Raw genomic sequence first — 13,647 nt, forward strand, 5'->3', positions numbered from 1 at the left:
AAAGCTTTTCTGTAAAGCTTGTAAAAGCTAGGCACGCGATCATCTGTGGATAACTGCCTTAAGCCCTTAAAAACCGCGATGTACAGAGAATGACAACTACAGTGGAAAACGGTGGTCAGCCTGTGCTGCGCTGTCGGATAAGCTGTGTGTGGAAAGGTCAGTTATCCACAGGCAGGTTATCCACCGAGTTTCGCCCCCACTTGTCCAGTGCCCTCATGGGCGGTTATCCACAGAGCTTATGCACATACCGTTGGTCTTCTTTTTGAGGGTTAACGCGTTGATAATTCATGCCCTGTGCGCAACCTGCATGTGGATAAGTGGGCGTCTGGCCGCTACAATGACCGCTTGTTTTTGCCTCACCGGCTTTCAACTTAGGGGATATCCGTGTCAGTGGAACTTTGGCAGCAGTGCGTGGAGCTTTTGCGCGATGAGCTGCCTGCCCAACAATTCAACACTTGGATCCGCCCGCTACAGGTCGAAGCCGAAGGCGACGAGTTGCGTGTCTACGCACCGAATCGTTTTGTTCTCGACTGGGTCAACGAAAAGTACCTGGGCCGCGTCCTTGAACTGCTGGATGAGCACGGCAATGGCATGGCGCCGGCGCTTTCCTTATTAATAGGCAGCAAACGCAGTTCGGCACCGCGTGCGGCACCCAATGCCCCGTTGGCCGCTGCGGCGTCCCAGGCTCAGGCGGCGGCCGCACCGGTCAGCGCTCCAGCCCCTGCTCCGGCGGCGGCACCGACCAAGCGTTCGACGCAAAAAGTTGCCGAGGTCAGTGAAGAGCCGTCCCGCGACAGCTTCGACCCTATGGCCGGCGCCAGTTCGCAACAGGCCCCGGTTCGTTCCGAGCAGCGCACGGTGCAGGTCGAAGGTGCGCTCAAGCACACCAGCTACCTGAACCGCACTTTCACCTTCGAGAACTTCGTCGAAGGTAAGTCCAACCAACTGGCACGGGCTGCGGCCTGGCAGGTGGCGGACAACCCCAAGCACGGTTACAACCCGCTCTTCCTTTATGGTGGCGTCGGTTTGGGTAAAACCCACTTGATGCACGCTGTGGGTAACCACCTATTAAAGAAGAACCCGAATGCCAAGGTCGTGTACCTGCATTCGGAGCGTTTCGTGGCCGACATGGTCAAGGCGCTGCAGTTGAACGCGATCAACGAGTTCAAGCGCTTCTACCGTTCGGTGGATGCGTTGCTGATCGATGACATTCAGTTCTTCGCTCGCAAGGAACGTTCGCAGGAAGAGTTTTTCCACACCTTCAACGCCCTGCTCGAAGGTGGCCAGCAGGTCATTCTCACCAGTGACCGCTATCCGAAAGAAATTGAAGGCCTTGAAGAACGCCTTAAATCCCGCTTTGGCTGGGGCCTGACGGTTGCCGTCGAGCCGCCGGAGCTGGAAACCCGTGTAGCGATCCTGATGAAAAAGGCCGACCAGGCCAAAGTCGATCTGCCACACGACGCGGCATTCTTCATCGCCCAGCGTATTCGCTCCAACGTCCGTGAGCTGGAAGGCGCGCTCAAACGCGTGATCGCCCACTCGCACTTTATGGGGCGCGACATCACCATCGAGTTGATTCGCGAATCCCTGAAAGACTTGTTGGCGTTGCAAGATAAACTGGTCTCTGTGGATAACATTCAGCGCACCGTCGCTGAGTATTACAAGATCAAGATCTCCGACCTGCTGTCCAAGCGTCGTTCACGCTCAGTAGCACGTCCGCGTCAGGTCGCTATGGCGTTGTCCAAGGAATTGACCAACCACAGCCTGCCGGAAATCGGCGATGTGTTTGGCGGCCGCGACCACACGACTGTTTTGCACGCCTGCCGCAAGATCAACGAGCTTAAGGAATCCGACGCGGACATCCGCGAGGACTACAAGAACCTGCTGCGTACACTGACCACTTGATGAACACCAGCGCAGCTTATTAAGGCAAGGGACTAGACCATGCATTTCACCATTCAACGCGAAGCCCTGTTGAAACCCCTGCAACTGGTCGCAGGCGTCGTCGAGCGCCGACAGACCTTGCCGGTGCTTTCCAACGTGCTGCTGGTTGTCGAAGGCCAGCAACTGTCGCTGACCGGTACCGACCTGGAAGTCGAGCTGGTCGGTCGTGTGCAACTCGAAGAGCCTGCAGACCCGGGTTCCATCACTGTGCCTGCGCGCAAGCTGATGGACATCTGCAAGAGCCTGCCAAACGACGCGCTGATCGACATCAAGGTCGATGAGCAGAAGCTCGTGGTGAAGGCCGGCCGTAGCCGCTTCACCCTGTCGACCCTGCCGGCCAACGACTTCCCGACGGTGGAAGAAGGCCCGGGTTCGCTGACCTGCAGCCTTGAGCAAAGCAAACTGCGTCGCCTGATCGAACGCACCAGCTTCGCCATGGCGCAGCAGGACGTGCGTTATTACCTCAACGGCATGCTGCTGGAAGTCTCGGCCGGGATCATCCGCGCCGTGGCGACCGACGGTCACCGTCTGGCCATGTGCTCGATGCAGGCCGATATCGGTCAGCCGGATCGTCATCAGGTCATCGTGCCACGCAAAGGTATCCTGGAACTGGCACGTCTGCTGACCGAACCGGACGGCAACGTCAGCATCGTGCTGGGCCAGCACCACATCCGTGCTACCACCGGCGAGTTCACCTTCACCTCGAAACTGGTCGACGGTAAATTCCCTGACTACGAGCGTGTTCTGCCTAAAGGTGGCGACAAGCTGGTACTCGGCGATCGCCAGGCCCTGCGTGAAGCGTTCAGCCGTACCGCGATTCTGTCCAACGAGAAGTACCGCGGCATCCGTCTGCAGCTGGCCAACGGTCAGCTGAAGATCCAGGCGAACAACCCGGAGCAAGAGGAAGCGGAAGAAGAAGTGGGCGTTGAGTACAACGGCGGCTCTCTGGAAATCGGCTTCAACGTGAGCTATCTGCTCGACGTATTGGGCGTGATGACCACCGAGCAGGTTCGCCTGATCCTGTCCGACTCCAACAGCAGTGCGCTGGTGCAAGAGTCCGACAACGACGACTCGGCTTACGTTGTCATGCCGATGCGTCTGTAATCATGCTCAGCAGAAGCTAGATGTCCTTAAGTCGCGTCTCGGTCACCGCGGTGCGCAATCTGCACCCGGTGACCTTCTCCCCCTCCCCCCGAATCAACATTCTTTACGGCGCCAACGGCAGCGGCAAAACCAGTGTTCTGGAAGCCATTCATCTGCTGGGGCTTGCCCGTTCGTTTCGTAGCACCCGCCTGTTGCCGGTTATTCAGTACGAACAATTGGCGTGCACAGTATTTGGCCAGGTCGAATTGGCCGAGGGTGGGCACAGCGCATTGGGGATATCTCGCGATCGTCAGGGAGAGTTCCAGATCCGTATCGACGGGCAGAACGCCCGTAGTGCGGCACAACTGGCGGAGATCCTGCCGCTGCAGTTGATCAACCCGGACAGCTTCCGCCTGCTGGAAGGCGCGCCGAAGATTCGCCGGCAGTTTCTCGACTGGGGTGTGTTCCACGTGGAACCGCGATTCATGTCTACGTGGCAGCGCTTGCAGAAGGCCTTGCGCCAGAGAAACTCTTGGCTGCGGCATGGTACACTTGACGCCGTTTCGCAAGCGGTTTGGGACAGGGAACTGTGCCAGGCCAGCGATGAAATAGATGAATACCGCCGCGCTTACATCAAAGCCTTGAAACCAGTCTTTGAACAGACCTTGAGCGAACTGGTTGAGCTTGAGGGCTTGACGCTCAGCTATTACCGAGGCTGGGACAAAGACCGTGAGTTGAGTGCAGTGCTCGCTGGATCCCTTCAGCGGGATCAGCAAATGGGTCATACCCAGGCCGGACCACAACGGGCTGATTTGCGTCTCCGATTAGGCGCACATAACGCCGCGGATATTTTGTCCCGTGGTCAGCAGAAGTTGGTGGTCTGTGCATTGCGGATTGCCCAAGGGCACTTGGTCAGCCAGGCCCGACGCGGCCAGTGTATTTATCTGGTGGATGACTTGCCGTCCGAACTGGACGAGCACCACCGTCGCGCGCTTTGTCGCTTGCTGGAAGACTTACGCTGCCAGGTTTTTATCACCTGTGTAGATCACGAATTATTGAGGGAAGGCTGGCAGACGGAAACGCCAGTCGCTTTGTTCCACGTGGAACAGGGCCGTATCACCCAGACCCACGACCATCGGGAGTGAAGGCATTGAGCGAAGAAAATACGTACGACTCAACGAGCATTAAAGTGCTGAAAGGCCTGGATGCCGTACGCAAACGTCCCGGTATGTACATTGGTGACACCGACGATGGCAGCGGTCTGCACCACATGGTGTTCGAGGTGGTCGATAACTCGATCGACGAAGCTTTGGCCGGCCACTGCGACGACATCAGCATCATCATCCACCCGGATGAATCCATCACTGTTCGCGACAACGGTCGTGGCATCCCGGTAGACGTGCATAAAGAAGAAGGCGTTTCGGCGGCCGAGGTCATCATGACCGTGCTGCACGCCGGCGGTAAGTTCGACGACAACTCCTACAAGGTTTCCGGTGGTCTGCACGGTGTAGGTGTATCGGTGGTTAACGCCCTGTCCGAAGAACTGGTCCTGACCGTTCGCCGCAGCGGCAAGATCTGGGAACAGACCTACGTCCACGGTGTTCCGCAAGAACCGATGAAAATCGTTGGCGACAGCGAATCCACCGGTACCCAGATTCACTTCAAGCCTTCGGCTGACACCTTCAAGAACATCCACTTCAGCTGGGACATCCTGGCCAAGCGGATTCGCGAACTGTCCTTCCTCAACTCCGGTGTCGGCATCGTCCTCAAGGACGAGCGCAGCGGCAAGGAAGAGTTGTTCAAGTACGAAGGTGGTCTGCGTGCATTCGTTGAATACCTGAACACCAACAAGACTGCGGTCAACCAGGTGTTCCACTTCAACATCCAGCGTGAAGACGGCATCGGTGTGGAAATCGCCCTGCAGTGGAACGACAGCTTCAACGAGAACCTGTTGTGCTTCACCAACAACATTCCACAGCGCGATGGCGGTACTCACCTGGTGGGTTTCCGTTCGGCACTGACGCGTAACCTGAACACCTACATCGAAGCTGAAGGCCTGGCGAAGAAGCACAAAGTCGCCACCACCGGTGACGATGCCCGCGAAGGCCTGACGGCGATCATTTCGGTGAAAGTGCCGGATCCGAAGTTCAGCTCCCAGACCAAAGACAAGCTGGTGTCTTCCGAAGTGAAGACCGCGGTCGAACAGGAAATGGGCAAGTACTTCTCCGACTTCCTGTTGGAAAACCCGAACGAAGCCAAGCTGGTCGTCGGCAAGATGATCGACGCGGCGCGTGCGCGTGAAGCGGCGCGTAAAGCCCGTGAGATGACCCGTCGTAAAGGCGCGCTGGACATCGCCGGCCTGCCGGGCAAACTGGCGGACTGCCAGGAAAAAGACCCTGCCCTTTCCGAACTGTACCTCGTGGAAGGTGACTCTGCTGGCGGCTCCGCCAAGCAGGGTCGTAACCGCAAGACCCAGGCCATCCTGCCATTGAAGGGCAAGATCCTGAACGTCGAGAAGGCGCGCTTCGACAAGATGATCTCTTCGCAAGAAGTGGGTACCTTGATCACCGCGCTAGGCTGCGGCATCGGTCGCGACGAGTACAACATCGACAAGCTGCGTTATCACAACATCATCATCATGACCGATGCTGACGTCGACGGTTCGCACATCCGTACCCTGCTGCTGACCTTCTTCTTCCGTCAGCTGCCGGAGCTGATCGAGCGTGGCTACATCTACATCGCTCAGCCGCCGCTGTACAAAGTGAAGAAAGGCAAGCAAGAGCAATACATCAAAGACGACGACGCCATGGAAGAGTACATGACGCAGTCGGCCCTGGAAGATGCGAGCCTGCACCTGAACGAAGAAGCCCCGGGTATCTCCGGTGAAGCTCTCGAGCGTCTGGTGAATGACTTCCGTCTGGTGATGAAGACCCTCAAGCGCCTGTCGCGCCTGTACCCGCAGGAACTGACCGAGCACTTCATCTACCTGCCAGCCGTGAGCATGGAGCAACTGTCCGACCACGCAGCGATGCAGGATTGGCTGGCTCAGTACGAAGTTCGCCTGCGCACCGTCGAGAAGTCCGGCCTGGTCTACAAGGCCAGCCTGCGCGAAGACCGTGAACGTAATGTCTGGCTGCCAGAGGTCGAACTGATCTCCCACGGCCTGTCGAACTACGTCACCTTCAACCGCGACTTCTTCGGCAGCAACGATTACAAGACCGTCGTTTCCCTGGGCGCTCAACTGAGCACCCTGCTGGACGATGGCGCTTATATCCAGCGTGGCGAACGCAAGAAAGCCGTCACCGAATTCAAGGAAGCCCTTGAATGGTTGATGGCCGAAAGCACCAAGCGTCATACCATCCAGCGATACAAAGGTCTGGGTGAGATGAACCCTGATCAGCTGTGGGAAACCACCATGGATCCGGGCTCGCGCCGCATGCTCAAAGTGACCATCGAAGACGCCATCGGCGCCGACCAGATCTTCAACACCCTGATGGGTGATGCAGTCGAACCTCGCCGTGACTTCATCGAAAGCAACGCCTTGGCGGTGTCCAACCTGGACTTCTGATCCGGCAGGACCGCTAAAACAAAAAAGGCCAACGCTATGCGTTGGCCTTTTTTATTGCGCGTGTCCCGTCCTGAATAAGGTTTACACCTGTTTCAGGACTAGACACCCTTCTTGATCAATCGCTCAGAACATCGATGCGCCTTTGGACTTGGCCAGATAACGCCCCGGTGAATCCCCCAGGTTACGCCGAAATACCGAGGTAAATGCGCTTGGGCTGCTGTAACCCAGATCCATCGCCACTTCGGTGATAGATGAACCATTGCTCAGTCTGGACGTGGCTTCGAGTAGACAGACTTGCTGTCTCCAGAAGACAAAACTCATGCCAGTCGCTTCCCGAAAACATCGCGTGAACGTTCGCCGGCTCATGTTCGACCAGCTGGCCATTTCACTGATGGAGATATTCTGCGTGGGGGCATCCAGGAATCGATGGCACGAAACGGCCAGTCGAGGTTCCGAAGGCAATGGTGCACTCAATGGAAGCTCCGACATGGTGCCGATTTCATCCACCAGCAGCGTCTGTACGGACTGGCTTCGGATACTAGGCGCTTGCTCCGGGTCGATGGCCAGCGCTGCTTCCAACAGATGCCTCAGCAACGGCGAAACATCGTAGACCTGGCAATGCTCCGGCAAACCGGCGCGGATGGAGGCAGCCTCATTGAGGTAAGTATTGATCATGGTCACGTCGCCGCGCATATGCATTTCATGCGGCACGCACGCGGGAACCCAAAGCGCTCTTTGAGGCGGGACAACCCAATTCCCCTGATCGGTGAACATCTTCAACGCGCCCGTCGAGGCGTACGCAAACTGACCACGACTGTGCGTATGCCGCGCAAAAACAGTACCCGAAGAATACTTGCTCAGGTTCACCACAGCATCGGGGCTTCCATGCTCGTAGGGATCCAGTGTTGGATTGATCGACATGGCCCGATTTTGACAAAAGTAGACCTGCTATAGCAAGCAGGCCAAAATTTTGGACCATAGAATCACATCTCCAAAAATGCCTGATGCAGAAACGGTTCGCATTGAACTGATTGGAATGAGGCATACCGCGGTGTGCCGCTTAATGTGAGGCTAGGGATATGCAGAAAAAACATTTGGTTCTGGCGATACTCGTCACTTTAGTGTGGGGAGTGAACTTTCCAATCACCAAGCTGGGGTTACGCTCGATCGATCCCTTTGTGTTAACCGGAATACGCTTTGCACTCGCCGCCATACCTTTGGTGTTCTTCATAAAGCGCCCCGCCATCAAGTTCAGCTATGTTGTCGCCTACGGCTTCATTTTCGGATTGGGTATGTGGGGCGTAATCAACTATGGCATCCAGGTCGGTGTCAGCCCCGGTATTGCTTCGCTGATCATCCAGCTCAGCGTGTTCTTCACCATGGGTTGGGGGGCGTTATTATTTAAAGAGAAGCTACGTAGGGCTCAGCTTATCGGGGCACTGCTGGCATTGGTCGGGTTGGCGGGCATCATTTCTACTCAGCAAGGGGAGCACGCGATACTTGGAGTACTGCTGATTGTGCTGAGTGCAGTCGCCTGGAGCGTCGGCAACGTGATTATCAAGACATCCGGTGTCAAAGAGATCTTTTCATTTATGGTCTGGGCCAGTCTGTTTCCACCCATCCCACTCCTCTTCATCGCCTGGCTCATGCAAGGTGCCGCGCCCTTTGAGAATCTGCAAAGCAGTCTCGACCTGACAGCTGTGCTATCGATTATTTTCCAGGTTTATCTGGCCACACACTTTGCCTATTGGGGGTGGAACTCGCTGTTGAAGCTTTATCCTGTTTCAACAGTGGCACCGCTGTCGTTGTTGATTCCGGTATTCGGCATCGGTAGTTCGATGCTGATTATCGGCGAACACATCTCAACACTGAACTTGATCTCAATTGCGATCATCATTATGGGATTGGCAGTCGGCCTCTATCGCAAGTCCGCCGACACAATCCATGCCGCCCCCAGAGCCAGGTTGCGCTCGGACTAAGGCGGTCGTGCCAGAACATTGATCAATTGAAATCTACATGGGCGGGGTATTGATTTCCCGCGCAGAACTACCGTAATGGACACTGCCAACGCTCAGCGTTGGACGTTTTTATTGTTCGTCGAATCATTCGCTAGCGGTGGCTACGCTCTCAAGCCGATACCCATACCCGTAAATCGTCAGCAGTTGCCAACCGCGATCAGCCGTCAGACCCAGCTTGTTGCGCAGGCGATAAATATGAGTATCCAGAGGCCGGGAGGACACGATTTCTTCATGGGTCCAAAAGCGCTCATACAAGTATTCACGGGACAAAGGTCGGCCCAGATTGGCGAACAGGCAGCGGGCGAGACGGTATTCCCGTTCGGTCAGGCTGATGGGGGTGGAGGCACGGGTGACAGTGAGTTCGGCGTCGTCGAATTCGAGGTCATTGAATGTGAGTATTTCGGTGGCTGCCGCGCGTTGCAGTCCATGCCGACGAAGTACGGCGCTCACCCGAGCCATCAGCTCATTAGGACGAAACGGTTTGCTCACGTAATCGTCGGCTCCGGCGTTCAAGGCCTGGACGATATCGCTTTCGGTATCGCGACTGGTGAGCATGATCGCGGCCGGTGGTGAGTCCATGTGTTCCCGGGTCCAGCGCAACAACGACAGACCGCTGATGTCGGGCAATTGCCAGTCGAGGATCAGCAGATCGAAAGTTTCCCGGCGAAGTTGCCGTAACAGGTCCTCTCCCCGCTCGAAACTGTGCAACGTCCACGTCTGCTCCCCCGTGACGGGGATCTGTCGCAGTGTCTGTTCCACCCGGCGGAGTTCGGCGGGTTCGTCATCCAGTATTGCGACACGCATGCCGAGTGCTTCCTTCATCTCGTAAGTGCAACGGTTAAGAAAATTCCTGCGGGAGTTTAGGCTGATTGGTTGAATCTGAACAATTGTGGCGAATTGCTGTGAACTTCCCAAGTGTGGATACGCTGATATCACTTAGCCGGTAGGCGATGAATTATCGGCAGAATGCTCCAGAGGGACTGTGGGAAAAAATGCGTCTAAAGATTATCTTTAACGGGTTTACAAGATTAACAGCGTTGATGTTGGCCGCGGGTCTCGGATTGGGATGCACCACGGTCCAGTCAATATCTGTCATCGAGCAGAATGTTGCACCGCGTTACTTCGGCCCGGCAGAGACGAACACGGTGATGGGCGACTCGCCAGGCTTTGCCCCGGTGCACTCCGCACAGGTGGAAGCCGCCCAGCTCGACATTCGCTCGGCGCAACAACGTTGGGTGTTTTAGGCGCCTTCAGTCAATTCTGAACAAATATTGAGAATGACCGCGCAAGGTCGCTTATGCCGGTAAATTCGTTTTCGCTGAGCGGCACAGGGGCATTGGGATGTGCTCCGACGCAGGGAGCGTCAATGCCAAACTGCAGGACCGTCGATCGCCGGTTTTCGGCGGGTCTGCAGTTCAGGGGAAAACACATGGAGTGCCTGCTCAGTTCTGACACAGGGATGTGTCATCTCATTTCCTTTGCGCCCATGGCTATCTGCCAGAGCATCCGGTCAGGTATCGTGCGTCAGCGCGGGCGTTTCCCGGCATGATTTGTATAAGAGCATAAAAGCCAATCCATGAACCTCATGACCTTATTGCTCCCACGCCGTTCTGGCGTTTGTCTTTTACTGGTTGCCGGGTTGATGGAATTGTTCACCCAGAGTGCATCGGCGGCTGCCGCCTCGGCAAAACGTCTGCCTTATATCGATGATAATCAACAATGTCGCGGCCAACCGCTGCCCGCGACTGTCGAACATCTGACTGGCGAAGCCTGGAAGCTGGATGCCAAAGGTAAACAGACGCCACTGCAGGAAGGCATGCCGATCGACGAGCGGGAAGGCATCAAGACCTCGCCCTCGGCGTTTGTCAGCCTTTCCCTGGGTGATGGCTCGCGGGTAGTGCTGCCTTCCAGCTCCCAGATCACGCTACACCTCAATGAAGAACATTCGATCCCTCAGGTTATCCTCGAGCAGGGTCAGGTCGAGTCGTATGTGATCAAGCGTGCCAGCGACCATGATCGTTTTCAGATCGTCACGCCGGTCGGTGTACTGGGCGTACGGGGTACGCACTTCCGGGTGCGCAACGATGATGGTGGCCAGGCATTACTGGAAGTGCTGAATGGGCAAGTGGCGGTCAATCGTGATGAGGAACTGTCGCGCCCCCGCTCTGCCCGCTCCACTGCCAAACGGACTCAGGGCCCTGAGGATGATGAAGTCCAGGTCATGGCCCGTCAGGGCTTGCGTATTCAGAAACAAGGCACGTTGACGCCAATCGACTTGTTACCTGCCCCACGTTTGTTGGGGCAGGCCGGTCAAACGGGTAATGTGCCTGTCTGGCAATTGATCATGAAGCCCATCGAAGGCGCCACGCGTTATCGGGCGCAAGTGGCCACCGACGCGAACTTTCTGGACATCAAGCAAGAGCAGTTTTCCAGCACGCCCGAGGTCAAATTCAGCGGGCTGAAAGCGTTGTTCTACCATGTTCGCCTGTCGGCGTATGACGCTCAGGGGTTAGAAGGAGAGACCGGGGTGTATGACATTTTCTATTACCCCAGGACCACGCGTGTCCAATAGCGCCCTGGCCGACGACCGATGAAGGGCCGCCCAAGGAAGGACGGCCGCGAGCCGACCCAGGCTCAGCGGCTGTTTCGGCGGATGGTCCGCGAGTGGCTGTGGGTCAGTCTGATCCTGTTGCCGCTGACGGCAGTGCTGTCCATGACCCATGGCCTGGTCTTGAGCAATCTGCTGTACGACAACCTGCGTCGGCTGAGCCCGCTGCCGGTGGACCCACGAATACTCATCGTCACGATCGATGACTACAGCTTGCAGCAGCTAGGCAAATGGCCTTGGTCGCGGGCCATGCACGCGCAGTTGCTTGATCGGCTAGGCGCTGCGAACGCCAAAGGCATTCTGTTCGACGTGATTTTCAGCGAGCCCGATAGCCATCCCGGCAACGATCAGCTTCTGGCCCAGGCGGCCTGCCGTGCCGGAAATGTCTTCGTGCCGTTGCTGCGTGAAGGCGTGGCGCGTTATGGACAGCCTTTGGGGGAAATTGAACCGGTGGCGCCACTGAGCCATTGCGTCAAAGGCATCGGGCACATCAATGCCCAAGCGGATGCCGACGGGATCGTGCGCAGTGTGTATTTAAGCGAAGGACCGGCACAACAAACACGCGCGCAACTGGCCTGGCTGCTGTACGAACAGACCCTTACCGACAAGGAGAATGTACCGATGCCCGGGACCCCGGCCCTGCCGTCGACGCAAGGCTGGCAGCGAGCCCACAAAATACGGATTCCTTTCATCCGTTCCGATGCGGGTTTTCCCAGTGTGCCCTACGTCAGCGTCTTGCGCGGTGAAGTCCCGCCCGAATTGCTGCGCGATCGCTTGATCCTGATCGGCTCCACCGCTCCAGGTTTGGGGGACCGTTACGTGACACCGCAATCGGCGAGCATGGGCACCACCCCGGGCATCGAAATTCAGGCAAATATCCTCAATGGGTTGCTGCAACAGCGCAACATTGTGGCTCTCGATGAACGTTTGGCGGCGTTGTTATCGGTGGTGATTGTCGGTGAGTTGCTGGGCCTTATGTTGGTGCGTCCGCGTCGCGCGTTATGGCTGACCCTGGGGGCAATGGCGGTCGCGCTGCTGGGTTCGAGCCTGCTGTTGCGTCTTGGTTGGTGGTGGTCACCGGCCGCGAGTCTGCTGGGTATGCTGTTGGGTTACCTGATCTGGAATTGGCGAAGGCTGAATGCGGTGCTCGCCTATTTCGGCTGGGAACTGGCGCGTCTGGACAGCGAGCCGAAAGTGTTTCCCGAACGCCGTCGGACCCAGGCCCCGGCTGGCGATGTGCTGCAAGGGCAAATCGTCGCGCTGGAACAGGCCATGAGCCGGACACGTGACACCCGGCGTTTCATTGCCGATGGCCTTGAGTACTTGCCGGTGGCGACGCTGATCAGCGATCCGAATGGGCGCATTCTGTTGGCCAACCGTAAGGCTCGGGAGATATTTTCCAGCAGCCTGGTGGGCGAGGAGATGCTCGAGCAACTGAGCGAGTTGGGTTACCCGGTGCCGTCCGATGGAACGCTGCCGGCGTTGTCGACCCTGGAGCTGCTGGAGTTTCGTGACACTCAGGCACGCAGCCTGCGTCTGGACCTGGCGCCGCTGTTGCCGGCCGAGGGCGACTCGGTGATTGGCTGGTTACTGAGCCTCACTGACTTGAGCGTCGAACGGGACGCCGAGGAGCAGCGGGCTGTGTTGCTGCGTTTTCTGTCTCATGACCTGAGGGCCCCCCACTCGGCGATTCTGGCTTTGCTCGACGTTCAGCGGCATCAGATGTCTGGCGACACTCAAGTGTTCAGTCAGATCGAGTTACAAGTGCGCAAGGCGCTGAACCTGACCGAGGCCTTTGTGCAGTTGGCAAAGGCTGAATCCGAGGCCTATCAGTTTCAGCCGAGCATGTTCGCGATGTTGCTGCTCGATACTTTCGACCAGGCCTCGAGCATCGCTCATCTGAAGAACATTCAGTTGCTGCATGACCTCGACGAAGATGCTGAAGCGCTGGTCCTGGCCGATCAGTCGTTACTGACACGGGCACTGTTCAACCTGCTGGAAAACGCCATCAAGTACAGTCCGGCGGGTTCGCGGATCACCGTGCGGGTGAGTTGTACCGAGGGTTGGTTAACGTGCGAGATCGTCGACCAGGGCCGAGGGATTGCCGTCGAAGAGCTTCCCGAGCTGTTCAGTCAGTATCGACGCTTTGCATCGGCTCACGGCAGTGACGGCCTGGGGTTGGGGTTGTCCATGGTCAAGGCGGTGGTGGATCGTCACGGCGGGCGGATTTCCTGTCATAGCGTGGTAGGACAAGGCACGACGTTCAGTGTCCAGCTACCCCTTTTGAGCGAGTGAGCCTGATCATTTTTACAGGCATAAAAAAACCGGCTATATCAGCCGGTTTTTTTACGTCCGAAAAAAACTTATGCACGTTTTCCGAAGTTTTATTTGTTTAAGAAATATGTATAAAAATCAAAAGCTTAAAA

General features: G+C 56.9%; 10 protein-coding genes. 8 read left to right on the plus strand and 2 right to left on the minus strand.

Annotated elements, in window-relative coordinates:
• The first annotated feature begins 384 nt into the window (after positions 1 to 384).
• From dnaA to gyrB, 4 genes are read left to right on the plus strand one after another with little or no spacing between them, the layout of a single operon-like run.
• Positions 385 to 1,905, plus strand: coding sequence for a chromosomal replication initiator protein DnaA (gene dnaA / locus PGR6_RS00005; protein WP_007934322.1), 1,521 nt, complete (start codon positions 385 to 387; stop codon positions 1,903 to 1,905).
• Between the two features lie 39 nt (positions 1,906 to 1,944).
• Positions 1,945 to 3,048, plus strand: a complete 1,104-nt coding sequence (gene dnaN / locus PGR6_RS00010; RefSeq protein WP_007903001.1) for a DNA polymerase III subunit beta — start codon at positions 1,945 to 1,947, stop codon at positions 3,046 to 3,048.
• A gap of 20 nt (positions 3,049 to 3,068) precedes the next feature.
• Positions 3,069 to 4,172, plus strand: a complete 1,104-nt coding sequence (recF, locus tag PGR6_RS00015; RefSeq protein ID WP_018927321.1) for a DNA replication/repair protein RecF — start codon at positions 3,069 to 3,071, stop codon at positions 4,170 to 4,172.
• A 5-nt stretch (positions 4,173 to 4,177) separates the two neighbouring features.
• Entirely contained in the window at positions 4,178 to 6,595 is a 2,418-nt protein-coding gene (gyrB, locus tag PGR6_RS00020; RefSeq protein ID WP_007934319.1) for a DNA topoisomerase (ATP-hydrolyzing) subunit B, read from the plus strand.
• A 123-nt stretch (positions 6,596 to 6,718) separates the two neighbouring features.
• Here gyrB and PGR6_RS00025 read toward each other — a convergent pair whose 3' ends face one another.
• Positions 6,719 to 7,516 carry an AraC family transcriptional regulator gene (locus PGR6_RS00025; RefSeq protein ID WP_064615636.1) on the minus strand — a complete coding sequence of 266 codons (798 nt, stop codon included), beginning with the start codon at positions 7,514 to 7,516 and terminating at the stop codon, positions 6,719 to 6,721.
• Between the two features lie 158 nt (positions 7,517 to 7,674).
• Here PGR6_RS00025 and PGR6_RS00030 point away from each other — a divergent pair, with 158 nt between their 5' ends.
• The gene (locus PGR6_RS00030) at positions 7,675 to 8,574 is read left to right on the plus strand and encodes an EamA family transporter (RefSeq protein WP_064615638.1); all 900 of its coding nucleotides are present in this window, start codon (positions 7,675 to 7,677) and stop codon (positions 8,572 to 8,574) included.
• Between the two features lie 123 nt (positions 8,575 to 8,697).
• Here PGR6_RS00030 and PGR6_RS00035 read toward each other — a convergent pair whose 3' ends face one another.
• Positions 8,698 to 9,417 carry a response regulator transcription factor gene (locus PGR6_RS00035; protein WP_026286512.1) on the minus strand — a complete coding sequence of 240 codons (720 nt, stop codon included), beginning with the start codon at positions 9,415 to 9,417 and terminating at the stop codon, positions 8,698 to 8,700.
• A gap of 236 nt (positions 9,418 to 9,653) precedes the next feature.
• Between PGR6_RS00035 and PGR6_RS00040 the strand changes: the two genes are divergently transcribed.
• The 3 genes from PGR6_RS00040 to PGR6_RS00050 all read left to right on the plus strand — a co-directional run bounded on the left by PGR6_RS00040 (position 9,654) and on the right by PGR6_RS00050 (position 13,516).
• The gene (locus tag PGR6_RS00040; protein WP_172901216.1) at positions 9,654 to 9,857 is read left to right on the plus strand and encodes a hypothetical protein; all 204 of its coding nucleotides are present in this window, start codon (positions 9,654 to 9,656) and stop codon (positions 9,855 to 9,857) included.
• 341 nt (positions 9,858 to 10,198) lie between these two features.
• Positions 10,199 to 11,185 (plus strand): FecR family protein, encoded by a 987-nt coding sequence (locus tag PGR6_RS00045; RefSeq protein ID WP_064615640.1) that lies wholly within the window; start codon positions 10,199 to 10,201, stop codon positions 11,183 to 11,185.
• 18 nt (positions 11,186 to 11,203) lie between these two features.
• A complete protein-coding gene (locus PGR6_RS00050) occupies positions 11,204 to 13,516 on the plus strand; it encodes a CHASE2 domain-containing protein (protein WP_064615642.1) in 2,313 nt (770 codons plus the stop codon).
• Positions 13,517 to 13,647 lie beyond the last annotated feature (131 nt).

This window comes from Pseudomonas sp. GR 6-02 (assembly GCF_001655615.1).
Classification (GTDB): Bacteria; Pseudomonadota; Gammaproteobacteria; order Pseudomonadales; family Pseudomonadaceae; genus Aquipseudomonas.

Excerpts from the sequence above, each read along its gene's own strand:
- PGR6_RS00030 (WP_064615638.1), top strand. The coding sequence starts at position 7,675 with ATGCAGAAAAAACATTTGGTTCTGGCGATACTCGTCACTTTAGTGTGG.
- dnaN (WP_007903001.1), top strand. The coding sequence starts at position 1,945 with ATGCATTTCACCATTCAACGCGAAGCCCTGTTGAAACCCCTGCAACTG.
- PGR6_RS00035 (WP_026286512.1), bottom strand. The coding sequence starts at position 9,417 with ATGCGTGTCGCAATACTGGATGACGAACCCGCCGAACTCCGCCGGGTG.
- PGR6_RS00025 (WP_064615636.1), bottom strand. The coding sequence starts at position 7,516 with ATGTCGATCAATCCAACACTGGATCCCTACGAGCATGGAAGCCCCGAT.
- recF (WP_018927321.1), top strand. The coding sequence starts at position 3,069 with ATGTCCTTAAGTCGCGTCTCGGTCACCGCGGTGCGCAATCTGCACCCG.
- PGR6_RS00050 (WP_064615642.1), top strand. The coding sequence starts at position 11,204 with ATGAAGGGCCGCCCAAGGAAGGACGGCCGCGAGCCGACCCAGGCTCAG.
- PGR6_RS00040 (WP_172901216.1), top strand. The coding sequence starts at position 9,654 with ATGTTGGCCGCGGGTCTCGGATTGGGATGCACCACGGTCCAGTCAATA.
- PGR6_RS00045 (WP_064615640.1), top strand. The coding sequence starts at position 10,199 with ATGACCTTATTGCTCCCACGCCGTTCTGGCGTTTGTCTTTTACTGGTT.